This window comes from Pseudogulbenkiania sp. NH8B (assembly GCF_000283535.1).
GTDB classification, from domain to species: domain Bacteria; phylum Pseudomonadota; class Gammaproteobacteria; order Burkholderiales; family Chromobacteriaceae; genus Pseudogulbenkiania; species Pseudogulbenkiania ferrooxidans.
This window is the reverse complement of the sequence record NC_016002.1, coordinates 3,521,541-3,542,920: the sequence shown is the minus strand read 5'-3', so window position 1 is coordinate 3,542,920 and position 21,380 is coordinate 3,521,541. Positions and strand designations below refer to the sequence as shown.

General features: G+C 65.4%; 18 protein-coding genes and 3 tRNA genes. 7 read left to right on the top strand and 14 right to left on the bottom strand.

What is annotated here, in order from left to right:
* The 4 genes from NH8B_RS16365 (at position 1) to NH8B_RS16350 (ending at position 1,542) form a co-directional block, all read left to right on the top strand.
* Entirely contained in the window at positions 1 to 1,233 is a 1,233-nt protein-coding gene (locus NH8B_RS16365) for an aspartate kinase (protein ID WP_008954876.1), read from the top strand.
* Between the two features lie 54 nt (positions 1,234 to 1,287).
* Positions 1,288 to 1,381: transfer RNA gene (locus tag NH8B_RS16360), tRNA-Ser, on the top strand.
* A gap of 6 nt (positions 1,382 to 1,387) precedes the next feature.
* Positions 1,388 to 1,464, top strand: a tRNA-Arg gene (locus NH8B_RS16355).
* A 2-nt stretch (positions 1,465 to 1,466) separates the two neighbouring features.
* Positions 1,467 to 1,542 (top strand) — tRNA-Glu (locus tag NH8B_RS16350).
* Positions 1,543 to 1,671: 129 nt separating this feature from the next.
* Here NH8B_RS16350 and NH8B_RS16345 read toward each other — a convergent pair.
* Positions 1,672 to 2,934 (bottom strand): DUF1615 domain-containing protein, encoded by a 1,263-nt coding sequence (locus NH8B_RS16345; RefSeq protein WP_014088248.1) that lies wholly within the window; start codon positions 2,932 to 2,934, stop codon positions 1,672 to 1,674.
* Positions 2,935 to 3,102: 168 nt separating this feature from the next.
* Between NH8B_RS16345 and NH8B_RS16340 the strand changes: the two genes are divergently transcribed.
* Positions 3,103 to 4,245 carry an acyltransferase family protein gene (locus NH8B_RS16340; protein WP_232503489.1) on the top strand — a complete coding sequence of 381 codons (1,143 nt, stop codon included), beginning with the start codon at positions 3,103 to 3,105 and terminating at the stop codon, positions 4,243 to 4,245.
* A 308-nt stretch (positions 4,246 to 4,553) separates the two neighbouring features.
* Entirely contained in the window at positions 4,554 to 4,907 is a 354-nt protein-coding gene (locus NH8B_RS16335) for a hypothetical protein (protein ID WP_014088246.1), read from the top strand.
* 316 nt (positions 4,908 to 5,223) lie between these two features.
* Here the strand turns inward: NH8B_RS16335 and NH8B_RS16330 are convergent, their stop codons facing one another.
* The 13 genes from NH8B_RS16330 to gpmI form a co-directional block, all read right to left on the bottom strand.
* The gene (locus NH8B_RS16330) at positions 5,224 to 6,045 is read right to left on the bottom strand and encodes a class I SAM-dependent methyltransferase (RefSeq protein ID WP_041703069.1); all 822 of its coding nucleotides are present in this window, start codon (positions 6,043 to 6,045) and stop codon (positions 5,224 to 5,226) included.
* An 88-nt stretch (positions 6,046 to 6,133) separates the two neighbouring features.
* On the bottom strand, positions 6,134 to 7,006 hold the full coding sequence (locus NH8B_RS16325; RefSeq protein WP_014088244.1) for a LysR substrate-binding domain-containing protein: 873 nt from the start codon (positions 7,004 to 7,006) through the stop codon (positions 6,134 to 6,136).
* Positions 6,966 to 8,105 carry an alanine racemase gene (gene alr / locus NH8B_RS16320; RefSeq protein ID WP_014088243.1) on the bottom strand — a complete coding sequence of 380 codons (1,140 nt, stop codon included), beginning with the start codon at positions 8,103 to 8,105 and terminating at the stop codon, positions 6,966 to 6,968. Before alr ends, NH8B_RS16325 begins: the two co-directional genes overlap by 41 nt.
* A 65-nt stretch (positions 8,106 to 8,170) precedes the next feature.
* A complete protein-coding gene (locus NH8B_RS16315; protein ID WP_008954883.1) occupies positions 8,171 to 8,935 on the bottom strand; it encodes a transporter substrate-binding domain-containing protein in 765 nt (254 codons plus the stop codon).
* Between the two features lie 265 nt (positions 8,936 to 9,200).
* Positions 9,201 to 9,803 carry a CBS domain-containing protein gene (locus tag NH8B_RS16310; protein ID WP_014088242.1) on the bottom strand — a complete coding sequence of 201 codons (603 nt, stop codon included), beginning with the start codon at positions 9,801 to 9,803 and terminating at the stop codon, positions 9,201 to 9,203.
* Between the two features lie 383 nt (positions 9,804 to 10,186).
* On the bottom strand, positions 10,187 to 11,854 hold the full coding sequence (gene ettA / locus NH8B_RS16305; protein ID WP_041703066.1) for an energy-dependent translational throttle protein EttA: 1,668 nt from the start codon (positions 11,852 to 11,854) through the stop codon (positions 10,187 to 10,189).
* Between the two features lie 134 nt (positions 11,855 to 11,988).
* Complete coding sequence (locus NH8B_RS16300; RefSeq protein WP_014088240.1) at positions 11,989 to 12,468, bottom strand: DUF456 domain-containing protein; 480 nt, start codon at positions 12,466 to 12,468, stop codon at positions 11,989 to 11,991.
* A gap of 95 nt (positions 12,469 to 12,563) precedes the next feature.
* On the bottom strand, positions 12,564 to 14,666 hold the full coding sequence (ppk1, locus tag NH8B_RS16295; RefSeq protein WP_369751171.1) for a polyphosphate kinase 1: 2,103 nt from the start codon (positions 14,664 to 14,666) through the stop codon (positions 12,564 to 12,566).
* Positions 14,667 to 14,685: 19 nt separating this feature from the next.
* Complete coding sequence (locus NH8B_RS16290; protein ID WP_008954888.1) at positions 14,686 to 14,961, bottom strand: oxidative damage protection protein; 276 nt, start codon at positions 14,959 to 14,961, stop codon at positions 14,686 to 14,688.
* Positions 14,962 to 15,044: 83 nt separating this feature from the next.
* Positions 15,045 to 16,355 (bottom strand): amino-acid N-acetyltransferase, encoded by a 1,311-nt coding sequence (gene argA, locus NH8B_RS16285; protein WP_008954889.1) that lies wholly within the window; start codon positions 16,353 to 16,355, stop codon positions 15,045 to 15,047.
* Between the two features lie 341 nt (positions 16,356 to 16,696).
* Positions 16,697 to 18,115, bottom strand: coding sequence for a S41 family peptidase (locus NH8B_RS16280; RefSeq protein WP_014088238.1), 1,419 nt, complete (start codon positions 18,113 to 18,115; stop codon positions 16,697 to 16,699).
* A 33-nt stretch (positions 18,116 to 18,148) separates the two neighbouring features.
* Positions 18,149 to 19,462, bottom strand: coding sequence for a murein hydrolase activator EnvC family protein (locus NH8B_RS16275; protein WP_014088237.1), 1,314 nt, complete (start codon positions 19,460 to 19,462; stop codon positions 18,149 to 18,151).
* Complete coding sequence (gene gpmI, locus NH8B_RS16270; protein WP_014088236.1) at positions 19,459 to 20,979, bottom strand: 2,3-bisphosphoglycerate-independent phosphoglycerate mutase; 1,521 nt, start codon at positions 20,977 to 20,979, stop codon at positions 19,459 to 19,461. The genes NH8B_RS16275 and gpmI overlap by 4 nt, the downstream gene beginning before the upstream one ends.
* A 102-nt stretch (positions 20,980 to 21,081) precedes the next feature.
* Here gpmI and NH8B_RS16265 point away from each other — a divergent pair, with 102 nt between their 5' ends.
* Positions 21,082 to 21,378 carry an ArsR/SmtB family transcription factor gene (locus tag NH8B_RS16265; protein WP_008954893.1) on the top strand — a complete coding sequence of 99 codons (297 nt, stop codon included), beginning with the start codon at positions 21,082 to 21,084 and terminating at the stop codon, positions 21,376 to 21,378.
* Positions 21,379 to 21,380: the final 2 nt, after the last annotated feature.

Below are 21,380 nucleotides of genomic sequence, written 5' to 3'. Positions count from 1 at the left end.
ATGGCACTCATCGTACAGAAGTACGGCGGCACCTCGGTGGGCACCACCGAGCGTATCAAGAATGTCGCCCGGCGCATCGCCAAATGGAAGGCTCAGGGACATGATCTGGTGATCGTGGTTTCCGCCATGAGCGGCGAAACCAACCGCCTGATCGGTCTGGCCAAGGACATCCAGGAGTATCCGGACGCGCGCGAACTCGACGTGCTCGTGTCGACCGGCGAACAGGTCACCATCGGCCTGCTGGCCATGGCGCTGAAGGAAATCGGCGTTCCGGCCAAGAGCTACTGCGGCTGGCAAGTGCCGGTCGTGACCGACAGCTCGCACAGCAAGGCCCGCATTCAGTCGATCGACGACGCTGCCATGCGTGCCGACCTCGACGCCGGTCAGGTCGTCATCGTGGCTGGTTTCCAGGGCGTCGACGAACTGGGCAGCATCACCACGCTGGGCCGTGGTGGTTCCGATACCTCGGCCGTGGCGCTGGCCGCCGCACTGAAGGCCGACGAGTGCCAGATCTACACCGACGTCGACGGCGTCTACACCACCGACCCGCGCGTGGTGCCGGAAGCCCGCCGCCTCAAGACCATTACCTTCGAGGAAATGATCGAGATGGCGAGCCTGGGCTCCAAGGTGTTGCAGATCCGCTCGGTTGAATTCGCCGGCAAGTACAAGGTTCGGCTGCGTGTACTCTCCAGTTTCGAAGAGGAAGGGGAAGGCACACTGATCACGTTCGAGGAAGACCAAAACATGGAAAAGGCCGTAGTAGCAGGCATCGCATTTGACCGTAACGAAGCGCGCATCAATGTGAAAGGCGTGCCGGACAAGCCGGGTATCGCTTACCAGATTCTCGGCCCGATCGCCGATGCCAACATCGAAGTGGACATGATCATCCAGAACGTGGGCGAGAACGGCACCACCGACTTCTCCTTCACCGTGCCGCGCGGCGAGTTCCAGCGCACCCTGGGCATCCTGCGTGACGTGCAGACCCACATTGGCGCCGCCAAGATCGACGCCGACGACAAGGTCGCCAAGATCTCCATCGTCGGTGTCGGCATGCGCTCGCACTGCGGCATCGCCTCGACCATGTTCCGCACCCTGGCCGAAGAGGGCATCAACATCCAGCTGATCTCCACCTCGGAAATCAAGGTGTCGGTGCTGGTCGACGAGAAATACCTCGAGCTGGGCGTGCGCGTGCTGCACAAGGCCTTCGGCCTCGATCAGACGGTTGAAGCCTGATCACAGGGGGGTTGACAGGGTGAGATGTCATCTTTAATATGGCGTCTCTCTCACGGAGAAATGGCCGAGTGGTCGAAGGCACTTCCCTGCTAAGGAAGCATACGGGCTTAAACCTGTATCGAGGGTTCGAATCCCTCTTTCTCCGCCAGACAGCGCATCCGTAGCTCAGTTGGATAGAGTATCTGGCTACGAACCAGAGGGTCGGGCGTTCGAATCGCTCCGGATGCGCCACTGTCCCCATCGTCTAGAGGCCTAGGACACTGCCCTTTCACGGCGGCGACCGGGGTTCGAATCCCCGTGGGGACGCCAGTTTCAACAAAAAAGCCAACCTTCGGGTTGGCTTTTTTGTTTTTCCCTCGGCCAGCGGCCGGGCGTCTTGCACGGCATCGAGCGCCGTATCAAGCCAGGGCACCTGTGGCGCCCCGGCCTTCCTCACGGTTAATGCGCCGCGCGCTGCAGGCAGGTCTGATAGCGTCCGTTCACTCGCTCGGCAAACCACTCGGTGGTCAGCTTGCGGGTGATCTTGGGGCTTTTCAGGTCGATCTGTGGCAACTGTTCGCGCGGCGCCTGGCCGCCGTAGAGCGGGTCGGCCAAGGCATACACTTTGCGGTACAGCTCGGTCTGGCCGAAGGTTGCCAGTTTTTCCTGTTTTAGATCGCGCATGATGGCGTTGTCGCTCATGCCCAGCCGGTTGTCGAGTGCCTGCAGGGCGTTCAAGGTACTGCCGCCGCTGGCCTGGCCGTTTTCATAGCTGAGCAGGTCGCCATCGCGCGCCAGGCGCCGCCCGCTGAGCCGGCTGATCACCGCCTGGAAGGCCGCGTTGCGGCTGCTGTAGCGGCCGGCGTTGAAATCGGCGAAGCGGTACAGCATGTCCTTGTACGGGGCCGGGTATTGCAGCAGGATGGCGCTGCCGAAATACACGCCACCGCGGCGGCTGAACACTTCATTGCGCAGGCTGGTCTTGCGCGAGTAGGGGTAGGGCCAGGCGCGGACATGGGCTTCGGCAAACTCCACGCTGACCTGCATCGGTCCGCCGGTGCGGATCGGGTTCTTTTTCATGATGGTGGGAAAGCCGATCTTCTCCGCCTCCGCCGACATGTCTTCGTACAGTTCGTTCATCTGCTTTTCGGTGCGCAGCGTGTCGATGCGCTCCTTGTAGCTGCGGCCGTTGGGCGAGGGCTTGAGCAGGGCGGTCTTCACCAGCGGCAGGGGGATGTGGTAGCCGGCGGCCTTTTCCCCGATCTTGCCCCAGACGATCTTGGGCAGCCCCGGCACCGTCGGGTCGGACTGCCAGCTCGATTCCTGCTCGATGACGGCGGCGGCGGCACAGAAGTTTTCGGCGGTATAGGGCAACTTCAGGGCGGTGAAGGCGTCGAAGATGTCTTCGGCCCAGCCGGCGCGGTCGCGTATCTTGGCGGGCAGGACCTTGTCCAGGGTGGCGCGGCCTTGCGCTGCGCTGATCGGCGGCACGCGCGGTAGCACCGTGATCGGCTTGCCGATGAGCGGGGGCGTGATGGTCAGCGGGGTTTCCACCGGCGGCAGTTCCACCGGTGCCGATGCCGTGCTGTCCGGCTGCGGGTAGCCATCCGGTGGCACGACGATGGGGGCGGAGGAAGGCTGGCTCACCGGAGTGGTGGGGCTGGCGCAACCGGCCAGGCTGACGGTGAACAGCAGGGACAGGGCGTAGCGGCGTTTCGGCACAATGAGGAACTCGTAAGGCTGGAGAACTGGCGCAAGAGTAGGGTAATGCTCGGGTCAGGGCAAGTGCCGGCCCTCGCCAGACACCGTCGCATCAAGTTTACGCTGTGGCTTGCGGGCGCAGGCCTTATAATGTGTTGTTTTGTTTATGTCTCCGATCGTTCTGTATCCATGAGCAACAAGAATTTGGCCGTCGAGGCTGTTCGAGGCTTGGCGGCGCTGGCAGTGATTTTTTCCCACGCATCCCTGACTTTCTGGCCTTACCTGCACGGTGATTTCGACCAGCTGCGCTCGGGTTTTGAGCGCTGGGTGTTCAATTCGCCTTTCGGCTTCGTGTATTCCGGCTCGGGCGCGGTGTGCGTGTTCTTCGTCCTGAGCGGCTTCGTGCTGGGGCGCAGCGTGCTGGGCCGGGACGGGCTGCTGCAGGCCCTGCCCGGTATGGTGGTGCGCCGTTACTTCCGCTTGATGCTGCCGATCCTGATCAGTTGCCTGCTGGCCTGGGCGGTGTTCGCCTTCGCCTTGCCGCGGGTCGACCGGCATGCGCTGGGCGAGTGGATCCGCCTGTTCGGCGCCTTTGATTTCTCGCTCGGGAACGCCGTGGAGCAGGGCTCGGTGGATACCATCCTGTGGGGCGCGGCGGACTACAATTGGGCGTTGTGGACGATGCGCATCGAGTTCTTCGGTTCGCTGCTGGTATACGCCTTGGCCGCGCTGCTCGATCGCTGGCCGCGTCCGGACTGGCTGTTGCCGGTCGCGGCGTTGGGCTGCCTGTTGCTGGTGCCGGGCAATGGCGTGTACTACGCGCTGTTCGTGTTCGGCCTCTGGCTGGCGGCGAGCGAGTGGACCGTCGATAACCGCCTGCTGGCGCTGTCCGCGCTGCTGGCCGGGCTGTATCTCGTGGGCTATCACGAAGCGAGCAGTTCCTACAATTTCATCGAGCGCAACCTGGATCTGTCCTGGCGCGGCGAGTCGCTGGCCAATTACGATCTGGCGAATGAGCTGGGCGGCATGCTGATCGTCGGCGCGGTGCTGAAGAGCCCGTGGCTGGGGCAGCGTCTTTCCGGGCGCGCCATGGCCTGGCTCGGCCGTATGTCGTTCTCGGCCTACCTGCTGCACATGCTGGTGCTGGCCACGGTGGCGCCGCTGGTGTTCAACGCCCTGCGCCCGACCTTGTCCTACACCGGCGCCTCGCTGTCGAGCCTGGCGGCGTCGGTGGCGGCGATCTATCTGTGCTCGCTGCCCTACGCGCGCTGGGTCGACGATACCAGCATCCACGTCTCGCGCACCGTCAGTCGGCTGGTCTGGCGGCGCTGAGGCCGGCGGGGGCGTCCGCGCCCTGCCGCCGCTTCTTGTCGCGCCCTTCCTTCCTATCGCCGGGTCTCTGCGTGGCGGGAAGGGCGCCGTCCTTTTCCCGCCGTGCGCCTGCCGCGGCGTGCGCCTGTTGTGCGTTCCCCCCTACTATCCTTTCCCTCCGGCGGCGGTGTCGACCTGGGCCCGTTCGGGCGTTGCGGATCGCGCGAGGATGTTTAACATCTTTTAACAAGCACGGCGCGGGGCGACACAGATCCGACAAACTTGCCTCCTACACTGCAAGCACGTTCTCACTACCAAGGAACCCCATCATGAAACGTGCCTTGCTTGTTGCTTTGTCCCTGTTGCCGCTGGCGGCGTTTGCCAAGGATGGCGCGGGGGAGCGCTGGAATCAGCCCGATCATGGCTACTACCAGTCTTATCCGTCTTACCGTCCTTACCAGGTACGCATCGAGCGTGGCGTGCAGGATGGCTCGCTGACGCGCTGGGAGGCGCGCCGTCTGCAACGCCAACTGGACGATCTGCGGGCCAAGCGGCGCGATTATTTGGCCGACGGTTATCTGTCGCGCCCCGAGCAGCACGACCTGGAACGCAGCGAACAGGCGCTGTCGGAGGCGATCCGCTACCAGCGCCACGACGATCAGAACCGCTACTGGCAGCGGTAACCTCGACCGATTTCGGGACGCGGCGCACAGGCGAGTGTCCCCCCGGGTTTTCTCCTCCTCTCTAGACTGGGCCATCCATGCGGGTGGCCATTTTTTTGTCGGAGAGGATGGCTGGCGTGGGGAGGTCCAACACCATCGCGATGGCCAGGAGGGACTGACGCTGGCGAGGCGATCGTGCATGGGTTTCGGGTGGAGGGCGTGTTGAAGCGGAGGGCGGGGCGGGCCGCAGGAGGATGCCCACCCTGGACGTGCGAGGACGTTCTTCGGCCAACCTTGTCGGTCGTGCTCAAGGTTGGCCGAAGAACGGGGGGCGGTCTCAGTAGACGAAACGTTCGCGCAGCTCGTCCAGGTTCAGCTCGTTCAGGATGCTTTCCAGGCGTTGCTCGGCGTTCTTGCGCGGCGCGCCGGTGTAGCGGGCGATGATCAGCTCGTTCTTCATCGAATGTTCCCAGCCCACCAGTTCGGTCACCGTCAGTTGGTAGCCGTGCGCCTCCAGCTGCAGGCAGCGCAGCACGTTGGTGAGCTGGCTGCCGAATTCGCGGGTGTGGATCGGGTGGCGCCAGATTTCCGACAGCGGCGTCAGGCCGAAGCTCTGGTTCTTGTTCTTGCGCAGCACCGTGGCCACCTCGGCCTGGCAGCACGGCACCAGCACGATGAAACGGGCCTGCTTGGCCAGCGCGAACTTGATGGCGTCGTCGGTGGCGGTGTTGCAGGCGTGCAGCGCGGTGACCACGTCGATGCGCTCCGGCAACAGCGGCGAGGTGATCGACTGCTCCACCGTCAGGTCGAGGAAGGACATGCGCGGGAAGTCCAGGCGCTCGGCCAGTTCGCGCGAGCGCGCCACCAGCTCGGCGCGGGTCTCGATGCCGTAGACGTGGCCGGCGTTCTTCTCCTTGAGGAACAGGTCGTACAGGATGAAACCGAGATAGGACTTGCCGGCGCCGTGGTCGGCCAGCGTCAGTTCCCCGCCCTCGGCCAGCACGTCGGCCAGCAGCGGCTCGATGAACTGGTAGAGGTGGTAGACCTGTTTCAGCTTGCGGCGGCTGTCCTGGTTGAGCTTGCCGTCGCGGGTGAGGATGTGCAGTTCCTTGAGCAGTTCGATCGACTGCCCGGGCTTGATGTCGGGGATGGCGCTCACGCTGGAATCCTGAGAATAAGGCGGGTTGGCGCGCATTTTACCAAGCCGGGGCGACGCCGGCAGCACAATATGCGGCGACCGGGCGGGCTCAGGCGGCGTTCTGCAGCCACTCCACCAGCGGCTGCAGGCGGCGCGAGTGGCGGTCGTGTGGGGGGCGTACCAGGTAGTAAGCCTTGCCGGTCTGGACGGTGCGCTGCAGCGGCGTCAGCAGGCTGCCGTCGTCCAGCGCATCCTGCACCAGGAAGGGGTCGATCAGCGCCACGCCCAGCCCGCAGCGGGCGGCCTCCACCGCCATCACGTCGGCGTCGAACAGCAATTCCTTCTGCCCCTTGGGCCACTCGCCCGCGGGCAGCCCCAGCCACAGCCGCCAGTCGTGGCGGTCGCGCGTCGAGTGGATCAGCGTCTGCGTGGCCAGGTCGTCCGGCGTCAGGGTCTGGCGGCCCTGCAGCAGCGCCGGCGCGGCGACCGGAATCAGCCGCTCGCGGTGCAACAGCTCGACCGTGACGCCCGGCCAGTCGCCGATGCCGTACTGGATGGCGAGGTCGAACAGGCCCCAGTCGAACGCCGGCTTTTCCTCCCATACCGTGCTGACGCTGATGTCGAGGTCGGGGAACTGCTGCTTGAAGGCTTGCAGATGCGGCACCAGCCAGCGCACCGCGATCGACGGCGGCGACTTGATGCGGATGGCGTGGTGGCGCTGGCTGAGCTGGTCGCAGGTCTGGTCGATCTGCAGCAGGGCGTCGTGCACGCTGTGCTGCAGGATCGCGCCTTCCGGCGTCAGGTCGATGCCGCGCTGGCCGCGCACCAGGAGCGGGAAGCCGAAGTGTTCTTCCAGCTTGCGGATCTGGTGGCTGACCGCGCTTTGCGTCAGGTAGAGGGCTTCGGCGGCCTTGGTGAAGCTTTGCAGACGGGCGACCGCTTCAAAGATGCGCAAGGCATTGAGCGGGGGCAGTTTGTTCATCAGGGATGGCGGATACGATGGAGTCCGCCACAATCTGCCGGATCGGCACCCGGCTCGTCAATGCGCATTGCAGTTCTTCGCTGATGGTGCCGCAGCGCCAGGCGATCTCATCGCAACTCAGCCCCGGCGCGCCCCACAGAGTGACTTCGTCGCCGACCTGCGCCTCCGGCAGGGCGGAGAGGTCGATCGCCAGCACGTTCATCGCCACCCGACCCACCAGCGCGGCACGTCGGCCGTCCACCAGCACCGGGGTGCCGCTGGGGGCGGCGCGCGGGTAGCCGTCGCCGTAGCCGGCGCCGACGATGCCGATGCGCATGTCGTGGCGGGCGGTGAAGGCGGCGCCGTAGCCGATGCTGTCGCCGGCCTGGAGCGTGCTGACGTGCACGATGCGCGCGGCGAAACGCATCACCGGCTCGGCCGCCATCGGCCACAGCCGGGTGTCGGGGTAGAACGGGTTGTTGTTGTAGAGCAGCCCGCCGACGCGGGCCACCGCGCCGTGGGTGCGCGCTTCCCGTAGCAGCGCCGCGCTGTTGGCGGCGGTGTAGGGCAGGCCGGTGGCCTCGACCACCTGCAGGAAGCGCCGCCACGGCTCGTCGAGCGGCGTGCCGAGCTGGTCGGCGCAGGCGAAGTGGGTCATCAGCCCGGCGACGCGGCAGAACGGCGTCGCCTGCAACTGGCGCACCACCGCCAGCGCCCGCTCCGGGGTGAAGCCGAAGCGGTTCATGCCGGTATTGACCTTGACCCAGACCGTGACCGGCCGTGCCTTCTGGAGCAGCCACTGCAGCTGGTGTTCCGAGCGCAGCACCAAGTCGAGACGGTGCTGCGCGGCGATGTCGACATCGCCTTCCTCCAGCGCCCCTTCCAGCAGCAGGATCGGTGCGCCGATGCCGGCGTGGCGCAGCGTCACGGCGTCGTCCGGCTGGATCAGCGCGAAGCCGTCGGCGTCCGGCAGCGCCAGCGCCACGCGGGTCAGACCGTGGCCGTAGGCGTCCGACTTGAGCACGGCCCAGACCCGCGCCGTGCCGGCCAGCGTCTTGGCCAGGGCGTAATTGCGGCGCAGCGCGGGCAGGTGGATTTCAACGTAAGCGGTCTTGGTCATGGCAGGGCTTTCGGCGGCCGGCGCGGGTCAGGCGGCGGCCGTAAGGTCAAGAACGGAACCCGGGATTACTTGAAGGGGTAGATGTCGTAGCTGAAATACTTGGCCTGGATCTGCTTGTAGGTGCCGTTGCCGAGAATCTGCTTCAGCGCCGCATTCAGCTTGGCGCGCAGTTCCTTGTTGCCCTTGCCGACCGCCATCGCCGCGCCCATGTAGTACTTGGGGTCGTTGTAGACCGGGCCGACGAAGGCGAAACCCTTGCCCATCGGCTTTTGCAGGAAGTCCGACTCGCCGATGGTGGCGTCGAGGTAGACGGCGTCGAGGCGCTGGCCGGTCAGGTCGAGGAAGGCGTCGGTGATCTTGCTGTACACCTTGATCTGGCTGCCCTTCGGCGCCCACTTGGCGTTGGCTTCCTGCATCTGGGTCGAGCTGCGCAGCACGCCGATCTTCTTGCCCTTGAACCAGGCGTCGTTGATCTGGGTGCCTTCCCTGGCCATCAGGCGGCCGGGAATCTTGAAGTACATGTCGCTGAAGTCGACCACCTTGGCGCGCTCCGGGGTGATGCTCATCGAGGCGATGGCGACGTCGAACTTCTTGGCCTGCAGCGCCGGGATGATGCCGTCGAAGTCCATCGCCTTCAGCTCGCACTCGAGCTTGGCTTCGGCGCACAGCGCGCGGGTGATGTCCGGGTCGAAGCCGGTGATGCTGCCGTCCGGGTTCATCTTGGAGAACGGCGGGTAGCTGGCGTCGGTCACGATGCGCACGGTCTGGGCCTGGGCCAGCCAGGGCAGGGCGCACAGCAGGGTCAGCGTGAGTACTTTTTTGCAGGACATCGTTTTCTCCCTTGGTCGTCGGCGGTGTCAGCCGATGCAGTTAGGCTAAGGGACGCTCGTCTGCGGGAACAAATGATTTATGGCCATCGGGGCATGAGATAAATTCATGTCCATTCGCCCTATGTCCGGCACGCTGGCGGGCGCGATCCGGGCGGTTTTGGGAAGGTCGGAGGGGGAGATCCCGCGCGGGCGCCACACTGCGGCGGCGCAGCGGGCATGAAAAAAGGCAGCTCGCGGCTGCCTGGGTAGGAGGTGTATCGCCGGCTCAGCTTTCGTGCAGCAGCGAGTGCTGGATTTCGGAGAACGCCTGCGGGACGCGGATGAAGTTGAGCGAGATGCCGAGGCGGCGCGCCATGTGCGAGGTCGAGAACAGGCCGCACACCTCGTAGTGACCGGTCTCCGGGTTGAGCTCCACCACCAGCGCGTGCTGGCGGCCGTGCTGTTTCATGGTGGCGACCATCTGGCCGACCTTGGCCGAGGCGACGTCTTCCAGCTTCAGCGCCTCGAGCTCGACGCGCGGCGTCATCACGTCGCGCACCAGCAAGTCGGCGCGGCGCTTGCCGTGTCCCAGCATGCACTGCATCGGCCGCTCGCCCAGCAGGTCGGTGGCCGTGACCAGGCCGGAGAGATGGCCGGCGGCGTCGGTGACGAACAGCAGGCGGATGCCGCGGCCGATCATGGCGCGGTGGGCGTCGTCGAGCGGGGTGTCTTCGTGCACGCTGACCGGATCGACCAATTTCAGGTCGGTCATCACCTCAAGCGCGGCGCTCTCCAGCGTGACCGAGCGTCGCGGACGCGCGTCGAGCCGGATGAGGTCGGTGGTGGACGGCAGCGCAATGGTGGGCAGGAACGGGTATTGGTTTTCCATGAGGAAGCTCCTCTGCGTATTGTGGCTGTATCGCGGCCGGGTGCCATGCCTGCGCACCTTGTGGGAACCTGCTCACGAACTGGCGGCGCGTCCCTGACCGGGGCGGAGCGCGACTCGAATCCTGCTGCGCTGATCGGCGCATGGCGGTGTCCGGGCTGCTCTTCACTCCGCTGAGGGCCGCTCGCGTCGGGGCGTGAACGGGTTCTGAGCCTGCACACCTTTCACGGCGGGGGAGGTGCCCCCTTCGCAAAAAGACAACCCATTCTAGGCACGTTTCGCCAGCGCTTTAAAGTCCTTTGGCATGGACAATTGTTACGATTTGTTCACCTGTAAAAAAACCCCGTTGCGCCGGGGGCGGAACGGGGTTGGCCGAAGCGCGGGGCTCAGCGCGTGATCGGCTTGTAGCGGATACGCTTGGGCTTGGCGCCTTCCTCGCCCAGGCGTTTCTTCTTGTCGGCCTCGTACTCCTGGTAGTTGCCGTCGAAGAAGGTCCATTGCGACTCGCCTTCCGCCGCCAGGATGTGGGTGGCGATACGGTCGAGGAACCAGCGGTCGTGGGAGATCACAAACACGGTGCCGGCGAACTCCAGCAGCGCATCTTCCAGCGCACGCAGGGTTTCCACGTCGAGGTCGTTGGACGGTTCGTCGAGCAGCAGCACGTTGCCGCCCTTGAGCAGGGTCTTGGCCAGGTGCAACCGGCCGCGCTCGCCGCCGGATAGCATGCCGACCTTCTTCTGCTGGTCGCCGCCCTTGAAGTTGAAGCGGCCGAGGTAAGCACGGCTCGACATCTCGAAGCGGCCGACGTTGAGAATGTCCAAGCCGCCGGAGACGTCTTCGAACACCGTCTTGTCGGCGTCCAGGCCTTCACGGCTCTGTTCGACGAAGGCCATCTGCACGGTCTGGCCGATCTTCACCGTACCGGAATCTGGTTGTTCCTTGCCGGCGATCATCTTGAACAGCGTCGATTTACCGGCGCCGTTCGGGCCGATGATGCCGACGATGGCGCCGGCCGGGGCCTTGAAGCTCAGGTTGTCGATCAGCAGGCGGTCACCGAAGCCCTTGGACACGCCGTCGAACTCGATCACCTCGCTACCCAGGCGCTCAGCCACCGGGATGAAGATTTCCTGGGTCTCGTTGCGCTTCTGGTGCTCATGGCTCGACAGTTCCTCGAAGCGCGCGATACGGGCCTTGGACTTGGCCTGGCGTCCCTTGGGGTTCTGGCGCACCCATTCCAGTTCCTGCTTCATCGCCTTGATGCGCGCGCCTTCTTGCTTGGCCTCGGTCTCCAGGCGCGCTTCCTTCTGTTCCAGCCAGCTGGAATAGTTGCCCTTCCACGGGATGCCCTCGCCGCGGTCCAGTTCCAGGATCCATTCGGCGGCGTTGTCGAGGAAGTAGCGGTCGTGGGTGACGGCCACCACGGTGCCGGGGAAACGCACCAGGAACTGCTCCAGCCATTCCACCGACTCGGCGTCGAGGTGGTTGGTCGGCTCGTCGAGCAGCAACATGTCCGGCTGCGACAGCAGCAGTTTGCACAGCGCCACGCGGCGCTTCTCGCCGCCCGACAGCGGGCCGATCTTGGCGTCCCACGGCGGCAGGCGCAGCGCGTCGGCGGCGATTTCGAGCTGGTGCTCGACGTTGTCGCCGGCGCCGGCCGAGATGATGGCTTCCAGACGCGCCTGCTCTTCGGCCAGGGCGTCGAAGTCGGCGTCCGGCTCGGCGTAGGCGGCGTACACCTCTTCCAGGCGTTTCTGCGCGCCCATCACGTCGCCCATGCCGCTTTCCACTTCCTCGCGCACCGTCTTGTCGGCATCGAGTTGCGGTTCCTGCGGCAGGTAGCCGATCTTGACGCCGGCCAGGTGCTGCACCTCGCCGTCGTATTCCTTGTCGACGTCGGCCATGATGCGCAGCACGGTCGACTTGCCGGAGCCGTTCAGGCCCAACAGGCCGATCTTGGCGCCGGGGAAGAACGACAGCGAGATATCCTTGATGATCTGGCGCTTGGGCGGCACCACCTTGCTCACGCCGAGCATAGACATTACGTATTGGGCCATGACGGTTCCACGCTGATTGATTGAATCGTTAACCGGCCGATTCTACCAAAAGCCCGCGCTTCGCGTGGGGCACCCGCAGAAGCGGCGCGTCTGTACGGCGACTTCGGCCAACGTGGAGGCGCCGGAGCGGCTGTTCAGAGCACGAACGCCAGTGCAAAAGTGGCCAGCATGGCGAAGGCGCAGCCGATCTTGGCGACGGTACCGACGACAAAGCCGAGGAAGGTGCCGATGCCGACCTTGCCGGCTTGGTAGATGTCGCGCCGGGCGAGGAATTCACCGATAGCCGCGCCGATGAGCGGGCCCAGGATGACGCCCGGCAGGGCGAAGAACAGGCCGACCAGGCTGCCCGCAAAGGCGCCCCACAAGGCCTTCCGGCTGGCGCCGGTGGCCTTCGCTCCGAGCAGCCCGGCGACGAAGTCGATGGCCAGGCCGATTACGGCGAGCAGCCCCAGCACGCCCAGCGTCAGCGCCCCGACGTGCTGGAAATCCTCCGCCCAGCCGGCCAGCGCGAAGCCGCCCAGCATCAGCGGCAGGCCGGGCAGGGCCGGGAACACGGTGCCGGCCAGGCCGGCCAGCACCAGCAGCGCGGAGAGCGCATAGAGCAGGATTTCCAAGGGTATGTCCGGAAGGAGGGCAGGGAAGGATAAGAAACGGCGGCCGCGGCGAAGTTCCGCCACGGCCGCCGTGTGCCTCGGGGTTGGCCGAAGCCTTAGACGATGTACTCGTCCAGCAGCGTCTGCTGGGCGCAATGCACCTTGCCGCGCGCATGGCGCCGCTTGTAGCTGCCGTCGGGCTGCATGTCCCAGGCGTTGACGTTGTCTTCGAGGTAGATGCGCAGCCCTTCCTTGATCATGCGGCGCTTGATCTTGGGATCGAGCACCGGCACGCAGGTCTCGATGCGGCGGAAGAAGTTGCGCCCCATCCAGTCGGCACTGGAGAAGTACAGGTTTTCCGCCTTGTCGTTGTAGAAGTAGAACACGCGCGGGTGTTCGAGGAAGCGGCCGACGATGGAGCGCACGCTGATGTTGTCGGATAGCCCTTCCACACCTGGGCGCAGGGCGCACACGCCACGCACGATCAGCTGAATCTTCACCCCGGCCTGGCTGGCGCGGTACAGCGCGTTGATCACCTCCGGCTCCAGCAGCGAATTCATCTTGGCGATGATCTGCGCCGGGCGCCCCTCGCTGGCGTGCTTGGCCTCGCGCTCGATCGCCTCGAGGATCATGCTGTGCAGCGTGAACGGCGACTGGTGCAGCAGCTTCAGCTTGCTCGCCTTGCCGAGCCCTGTGAGCTCGATGAACAGGTCGTTGACGTCGCTGGCCAGCTGCTCGTTGCAGGAGATCAGGCCGAAGTCGGTGTAGAGGCGGGCGGTACGCGGATGGTAGTTGCCGGTGCCCAGATGCACGTAGCGTTTCAGCCCGCTCTCCTCGCGCCGCACCACCATCAGCATCTTGGCGTGCACCTTGTAGCCGAACACGCCGTACACCACGTGCGCGCCGGCGTCTTCCAGGCGCGAGGCCCAGCCGATGTTGGCTTCCTCGTCGAAGCGCGCCATCAGCTCCACCACCACCGTCACCTGCTTGCCGGCGCGGGCGGCCGCGATCAGCGACTCCATCAGCACCGAGTCGGTACCGGTGCGGTACACCGTCATCTTGATCGCCACTACCTGCGGGTCGGTGGCGGCCAGGTTCAACAGGTCGATGACCGGCTGGAAGCTCTGGTAAGGGTGATGCAGCAGCACGTCGCCCTGGCGGATCACGTCGAACAGGCCGGATTTCTTCTGCAGCGCCGCCGGCAGCGTCGGCACGAACGAGGCGAACTTCAGGTCCGGGCGGTCGACCAGGTCCGGCACTTGCATCAGCCGCACCAGGTTAACCGGGCCGTCGACGCGATAGACGTTTTCCGGCTCCAGCCCGAACTGGGTGACCAGGAAGTCCTGCATGTGCTGCGGGCAGGTGTCGGCAACCTCCAGCCGCACGCCGTCGCCGAACTGGCGCTGACGCAGTTCGCCCTGCAGCGCGGTGCGCAGGTTCTTCATGTCCTCGTCCTCGACGTTCAGCTCGCTGTCGCGGGTGACGCGGAACTGGTAGCAGCCCTTGACCGACATGCCGAGGAACAGCTCGTGCACGTGGGCGTGCAGGATCGACGACAGGAACACGAACAGGTGTTTGCCGTCGGACAGTTCCTCCGGCAGCTTGATTATGCGCGGCAGGATGCGCGGCGCCTGCACGATGGCGATGCCCGACTGGCGCCCGAAGGCGTCCTTGCCCTCCAGCTCGACGGCGAAGTTGAGCGACTTGTTCAGTACCTTGGGGAAGGGGTGCGAGGGGTCGAGCCCGATCGGCGTCAACAGCGGCATGACTTCGCGGAAGAAGTAACCCTTGACCCATTCGCGCTGCTCGTCGGTCCAGTCGATGCGCCGCAGGAACAGGATGCCTTCCTCGCGCAGGGCCGGGAACAGGATATCGCGCATCACCGCGTATTGTTCGCGGATCAGCACGTGGGTGGCTTCCGAGACCTTGCGCAGCGCCTGGTGCGGCGTCATCCCGTCCGGCAGCGGCGCATCCGGCTGGGTCTCCACCATCTCGTTGAGCCAGGCCATGCGGACTTCGAAGAATTCGTCGAGATTGGACGAGACGATACACAGGAAGCGCAGCCGCTCCAGGAGCGGCAGGCGGGCGTCTTCGGCCTGGGCCAGGACCCGTCGGTTGAATTGGATCAGTCCGAGTTCGCGGTTGAGCAGCAGGTCGTTCTGTTGCGACATGGTTGTGGAGTGGGCTCGCGCTGGTTGTAGGGACGAAAAAGCCCTCACGCGGAGGGCTTTGCCGGGATCAGTTGCTTCCTGGTGGGGTGTAGCCTGCCGGTGCATCGGCGCCGTCGCCGAAGAAGTACGCTTCCAGTTGGGCGGCCAGGTACTGGCGGGCGCGGGCGTCGGCCAGGTTGAGGCGGTTTTCGTTGATCAGCATGGTCTGGTAACGCAGCCAGCCTTGCCAGGCTTCCTTGGAGACATTCTCGAATACCCGCTTGCCCAGTTCACCCGGCAGCGGCGGGAAATCCATGCCTTCCGCTTCGCGGCCCAGCTTGATGCAGTTGACGGTTCTAGCCATTGCGCTTCCTTGCAGCTAATTGGATAACAGATTACTACCGTATTGTGTCATAGAGATGACAGGGCTTCCAGCCAAGAACGGGCTCAGCGCAAGGGTTTGATGAACACCTTGGAGCGGCGCTGGTAATTGTAGAGCCGCTGCTTCCCCAGCGGCAGTTGGCTGATGTCGGCGGCGGCGAAGCCTCGCTCGACGAACCAGTGCGCGGTCTGGGTGGTGAGCACGAACAGCGAGGCCAGGCCCTGCGCGCGCGCCAGGTATTCGACGTGCTTGAGCAGCTCCTCGCCAAAGCCGGCGTCGCGTTTCTGCTGGGAGACCGCGAGGCAGGCCAGTTCCGCCATGCCGGCGTCGGGGAAGGGGTGCATGGCGACGCAGCCGAAGATCTTGCCGTCGTGTTCCAGTACCGAATACGACTTGATCTCCATCTCCAGCAACTCGCGGCTGCGCTTGACCAGGATGCCCTGTTCTTCCAGTGGACGGATCAGGTCGATGATGTCGCCGATGTCGTCGATCGACGCGTTGCGCACCTTCACCAGCGGATCGCGCGCCAGCATGGTGCCGTTGCCGCCGTCGGTGAACAGTTCTTCCAGGATGGCGCCGTCGTCGAAGCGGCCGATCATGTGGGCCCGGGCCACGCCCTGGCGCACCGCCTTCACCGCGTACGGCATGTAGGCGGCCACGTCGCCCTGCAGGTTGCCGCTGGCGATCAGCGCTTCGGCCTCGTGGGCGGTGAGCGTGCTGGCGAACTCGCCCTGGCTGTTGGTGACGCCTTGGCTGTCCACCATGAACAGCAGTTTTTCCGCTTTCAGGGCGATGGCGATGTGGGTGGCGACTTCTTCCATGGTCAGGTTGAAGGCCTCGCCGGTGGGCGAGTAGCCGATGCAGGAGACCAGCACCAGGTCACCGGCGTCGAGACGTGCCTGCATCGCCTCGCTGTCGACCCGGCGCACGCTGCCGGTGTACTGCATGTCCATGCCCTCGATCACCCCCATCGGCTGGGCGGTGAGGAAGTTGCCGCTGGCGACGCGCAATTGGCTGCCCTGTACCGGGACATGACGCATGCTGGACGACAGCGCGGCTTCGATCTCGTGGCGGGTATAGCCGACCGCCTGCTTGACCAGCTCCAGCGTCTGGCTGTCGGTGCTGCGTTTGTCGCCGCGGAAAACCTGAGCATGCCCGGCACGCTGGGCCAGCACGTCGATCTGCCAGCGCGCGCCGTGCACCAGCACGATGCGTACGCCCAGGCTGACCAGCAGGTGGATGTCCTTGGCCAGGCTGGGAAAGCGGCCATCGCGCACGGTTTCGCCGTTGATCGCCATGACGAAAGTCTTGCCGCGGAAGGCGTTGATGTAAGGGGCGGCTTCACGGAAAGAGAGGACAAACTCTCTGGTCAGCATGTCGGTTCTGGCTCCTGCCGGGGTCGGGTTCGAGGTGGCGCCAAGGGTAGCAGGAATGAGGGGGTATTTCATCTGGTCGCAGCCTGAGCTACGCCGCTGCCTGGCGGTCGCCGCGCGATGCCGGCCGGCGAGGCCTCGGCTGATGCGGTGCGGATGATCGGCTGCCGTGGCGCAGACCGGAAGGGTATGTGGATACCGGGGTGCGACAGCGGTAAGGCGGCGGCACGCCCGGCGTCTTCCTGGCGTGGTCGGGGCAGGGGATAGTGCTTGGACGATGCTTCTGCTGGCATGGCAAGGCTTCCTGGCTCAGGACGCCTTGCCCGCCGGCGGGCTGCGCTGTCCTAGCTTCCCTTTTTATTGATCAGTATTTGCTGCACCTTGAGGATATTCAAGGCCTGGCCCAACTGGTAATCGGCTTTCGGGTTTGGCTCACGCGAGGACGATTCGTCGGGCGCGTCCTTGCCATTGTCCGGCGCGGGCTGCACCGGTGCGGCCGGCTTGATCGTCGGGCGCTTGAGCACCGGCTTGGCCGGGGCCTTGTCGTCACCGTTGGGGTTGGCCAGGTGGTTTTCCAGGTCGGCCTCGCGCACGCGCAACGGTTGCTGATCGTTCGCGTTGAGGGTGCCGTCTTCCACCACCACGTCGGGTTCGATGCCCTTGGCCTGGATCGAGCGGCCGTTCGGCGTGAAGTAGCGCGCGGTGGTGAGCTTGATGCCACCGGCGTTGCCCAGCGGCAGCACCGACTGTACCGAGCCCTTGCCGAAGGTCTGGGTGCCGACCACGACGGCGCGCTTGTGGTCCTGCAGCGCGCCGGCGACGATTTCCGAGGCCGAGGCCGAACCGCCGTTGACCAGCACCACCATCGGGATGTTCTTGATGCCGGCTGGCAGCTTGGCCAGCGGGTCGGCAGCGCCGCGGGCGTAGTTCTGCACCTTGGCGGTCAGGCGCATCTTGGAGTCTTCGGCGCGGCCTTCGGTGTACACCACCAGGGCATCCTTGGGCAGGAAGGCGGCGGAGACGCCGACAGCGCCGTTGAGCAGGCCACCCGGGTCGTCACGCAGGTCGAGGATTACCCCCTTGAGCGGGGTCTTGTTGTCCTTGTACAGCGTCTGCAGGGCCTGGGCCAGGTTTTCCACCGTGTGTTCCTGGAACTGGGTGACGCGCACGTAGCCGTAATCCTGTTCCAGCAGCTTGAATTTCACGCTCTTGGTCTTGATCACCGCGCGCACCAGGGTGACCACGCGCGGCTTGGCCTCGCTCTTGCGGGCGATGGTCAGGGTGACCTTGGTGCCGGGCTTGCCGCGCATGCGCTTGACGGCGTCGTTGAGGCTCAGGCCGCGCACCGGGGTGTCGTCGATCTTGATGATGAGGTCGCCGCTCTTGACGCCGGCCTTCTGCGCCGGGGTGTCCTCGATCGGGGCGATGACCTTGACCAGGCCGTCTTCGGCGCCGATCTCGATGCCGAGACCGCCGAATTCGCCCTGGGTGCCTTCGCGCATTTCCTTGAAGGCCTCGGGGTCGAGGTAGTCGGAGTGCGGATCGAGGCCGGTCAGCATGCCCTTGATCGCCTCGTTGATCAGCTTCTTGTCTTCCACCGGCTCGACGTAGTCCTGCTTGATGCGGCCGAATACTTCGGCGAAGGTGCGCAGCTCGTTGAGCGGCAGCGGCGAGCTGGCCTCCTTGTCGGCGAACGCCTGCAGGCTCAAGGTCAAGGCGCCGCCTGCCAGTGCCCCGGCGGTAAGCAGGGCCAGTTTCTTCATGCGTGGACTCGTCATAGTGTCTGTGTATTCCCGTTAAGGTGCCCAGCTTTGCGGGTTGACCGGGCGACCCATGTAGCGGATTTCAAAGTACAGCCCCGCCTCGCCGCTGTCCAGTGTGCCGGTGCTGCCGAGCTGCTCACCGGCCTTCACGCGCTCGCCGCTGCTGCGGCTCATGGCGGACAGCCCGGTGTAGACGGTGAGGTAGTTGCCGCCGTGGTCGACGATCACGGCGTTGCCGAAGCCGCGCAGCGAGTCGGCGTAGACGACCTGGCCGTCGGCGACGACGCGCACCGGCTGGCCCGGCGAGGCGCTGATGAACAGCCCCTTCCAGGTGGTGCCCTCGGCGCGCCGGGTGCCGAAGCGACCGGCGATGCTGCCGGAGACCGGCAGGCGCATGCGACCCTGCAGGCTCCTGAAGGCCTTGCCGGCGCTGCTGGTGTCGGCTATCGCTTCGACCGCCGGTTCCGGCTCCGGTTTCACCGGCTTGGCCGCTTCCTTGGGCGCTGGCTTGCCGTGGCGTCGTGCTTCGGCGGCGAGCTGGCGCTGCCGTTCGGCTGCCTTGCGGGCTTTTTCCTGCTGCGCCTGGCGGGCTTCGGCCAACTTGCGCGCCTGTTCGCGGCGGCGGCGCTCGATTTCGCGGTTGATCTGCTCGATCAGGCTGCTCAGGCGCTGCTGGTCTTCCTGCAGCTTCACCAGCTTGCCCTGGCGCTCGCGGATTTCGCTGGCCAGTGCCGCCAGCTTCTGCTGGTGCGCCTCGCGGTTTTGCTCGATGCGGCCCTTTTCCTGTGCTTTCTGGCTCGACAGGCTGTTGATGCGGGTCAGCTCCTGCTCCAGCTGGAACGACATCGCCTCCAGGTCGCCCTGCCGGGCGATCAGGTCGCCGACCAGCTGCTGCTGGGCGCGGGCGATATAGGTGTAGTAGGTGAGGTCGCGCGAGGTCTGGTTGGGGTCGCCGGCGTTGAGCATCAGGCTCATGGCGTCGTGGCGGCTGGCCTGGTACTGGCGGCTCAGCACGTGGGCCACCCGTTTGCGTACGCCTTTCAGCTCGTTCTGCGACGCTTCGATCTGGGCGCGCAGTTCGGCCAGTTGCTGTGCCGAGCTGCTTTGCTTCTGTTCCAGCGTGGCCAGCGACTTGCTGGTCTGCTGCAGCGCCTGCTCGCTGGCCTGGATGGCGCTCTGCGCCTCCTGCTTCACCGCCTGTTTCTGGGCGATGTCCTTCTTGAGGCTGTCGATTTCCTGGCGGACCTGCTGCAGGTCTTGCTGGTGCGGGGCGACGGACAGGGGCGCGGCGGCAGGGGCCGCCAGCGCGGCCCCTGCCAGCAGGGAGAGCAACAGGAACGGTTTCACTGGAAGTCGATCAGCGATTCGCCGCTCATTTCGGCGGGTTTGCCCAGGCCCATCATCGCCAGCAGCGACGGTGCGATGTCCTTCAGCGCGCCGCCGGCGCGGATGCGGGCGGGGCGGCCGATGTAGAGGAAGGGCACCGGGTTGGTGGTGTGCTGGGTATGCGGCTGGTCGTGCATGTTGTCGAACATGCTCTCGCAGTTGCCGTGGTCGGCGGTGATCAAGACTTCGCCGCCGGCCGCACGCATCGCCTCGACGCAGCGCGCCATGCACACGTCCAGTGCCTCCACCGCCTTGACCGCGGCGGCGAAATTGCCGGTGTGGCCGACCATGTCGCAGTTGGCGTAGTTGCAGATGATGGCGTGGTACTGGCCGGAGCGGATCGCCTCGACGATCTTGTCGGTGACTTCCGGTGCGTTCATTTCCGGCTGCAGGTCGTAAGTGGCGACCTTGGGCGAGGGCACCAGGATGCGGTCTTCACCGGGGTAGACCTGTTCTTCGCCGCCGTTGAAGAAGTAGGTGACATGCGGGTACTTCTCGGTCTCGGCGATGCGCAGCTGCTTCAGACCGAGGCCGGCCAGGTACTCGCCCAGGCCGTTGCGAATCTTTTGCGGGGCGTAGGCCACCGGGTTGGCATAGGCCTCGCCGTAGGAGGTCAGCGTGGCGAAGTAGCCGAGCTTGGGCTGGCGCGCGGCAAAGCCGTCGAAGGACGGGTCGGTCAGCGCGGTGGTGAGCTGGCGGGCGCGGTCGGCACGGTAGTTCATGAACAGCACCACGTCGCCGTCCTGCATCACGGTTTTGTCGCCGATCGCGGTGGCGGCGACGAATTCGTCGTTCTCGCCACGGGCGTAGGCGGCGGCGAGCGCGGCGAGGCCGCTGTCGGCGTGGTGCAGGCCTTCACCATCGACCAGCAGGCGGTAGGCCGGCTCGACGCGCTCCCAGCGCTTGTCGCGGTCCATCGCCCAGTAGCGGCCGGTCACCGACACCAGGCGCGCGCCGGGGCATTCGGCCAGTACGGCGTCAAGGCGCTTGAGGTAGGTTTCGGCACTCTTCGGCGGCGTGTCGCGGCCGTCGAGGAAGGCGTGCACGTAGATGTGCGCCACGCCGGCCGCATGGGCGGCCCGGATCAGGGCGTGGATATGGTTTTCGTGGGCGTGCACGCCGCCGTCGGAGAGCAGGCCCAGCACGTGCAGCGCGCTGCCCTTGGCATGGGCGAAGGCGTCGGTCAGGACCGGGTTGCTGTCAAAGCGGCCATCCTCGATGTCGCAGTCGATGCGGCTGATATCCTGCTGCACCACGCGTCCGGCACCGATGTTCAGGTGGCCGACTTCGGAGTTGCCGAACTGGCCGCCGGGCAGGCCGACGAAGCCTTCGGAGGCGTCGATGGTGCCATAGGCGTACTGCTGGCGCAGGGCGTCCCAGGTCGGGGTGTGGGCGTGCAGGATGGCGTTGTCGCCGCCGTCCAGGCGATGGCCGAAGCCGTCCATGATCAGGAGGAGTACCGGTTTGAGTGCGTTCATGTGGGCGCGCGATCCAGAATATTAGGGATTCTTGATGGGGTTTGAACAGCTTGGGTAGTATTGTAACGCAATCAGACTGATAACAGATTCACGGAGATTCCCTTGCTGTTCAACGACAACCAGATCGAACAGACCTCGCGCGCGATGAAGGCCATGTCGCATCCGCTGCGCCTCAAGATCATCGCCGTGCTGGGTGACGGCGAAATCAGCGTGCAGGACATTGTCGACCGGGTCGGCACCTCGCAGAGCAATATCTCGCAGCACCTGGCCATCATGCGTGACAAGGGGGTGCTGCGCACGCGCAAGGACGCCAACCGGGTGTACTACCGTGTCGGCGACCTGCGTACGCTGGAGGTGCTGAGCCGGATGCGCGAGGTGTTCGGCGGCTTCGGCGACTGAGG

Bases quoted from the DNA above. Each gene is read 5' to 3' on its own strand.
- gpmI (WP_014088236.1), bottom strand. From the start codon at position 20,979: ATGAACGCACTCAAACCGGTACTCCTCCTGATCATGGACGGCTTCGGC.
- NH8B_RS16280 (WP_014088238.1), bottom strand. From the start codon at position 18,115: ATGAAGAAACTGGCCCTGCTTACCGCCGGGGCACTGGCAGGCGGCGCC.
- NH8B_RS16340 (WP_232503489.1), top strand. From the start codon at position 3,103: ATGAGCAACAAGAATTTGGCCGTCGAGGCTGTTCGAGGCTTGGCGGCG.
- ettA (WP_041703066.1), bottom strand. From the start codon at position 11,854: ATGGCCCAATACGTAATGTCTATGCTCGGCGTGAGCAAGGTGGTGCCG.
- NH8B_RS16315 (WP_008954883.1), bottom strand. From the start codon at position 8,935: ATGTCCTGCAAAAAAGTACTCACGCTGACCCTGCTGTGCGCCCTGCCC.
- NH8B_RS16325 (WP_014088244.1), bottom strand. From the start codon at position 7,006: ATGAACAAACTGCCCCCGCTCAATGCCTTGCGCATCTTTGAAGCGGTC.
- NH8B_RS16365 (WP_008954876.1), top strand. From the start codon at position 1: ATGGCACTCATCGTACAGAAGTACGGCGGCACCTCGGTGGGCACCACC.
- NH8B_RS16335 (WP_014088246.1), top strand. From the start codon at position 4,554: ATGAAACGTGCCTTGCTTGTTGCTTTGTCCCTGTTGCCGCTGGCGGCG.
- argA (WP_008954889.1), bottom strand. From the start codon at position 16,355: ATGCTGACCAGAGAGTTTGTCCTCTCTTTCCGTGAAGCCGCCCCTTAC.
- alr (WP_014088243.1), bottom strand. From the start codon at position 8,105: ATGACCAAGACCGCTTACGTTGAAATCCACCTGCCCGCGCTGCGCCGC.
- NH8B_RS16310 (WP_014088242.1), bottom strand. From the start codon at position 9,803: ATGGAAAACCAATACCCGTTCCTGCCCACCATTGCGCTGCCGTCCACC.
- NH8B_RS16290 (WP_008954888.1), bottom strand. From the start codon at position 14,961: ATGGCTAGAACCGTCAACTGCATCAAGCTGGGCCGCGAAGCGGAAGGC.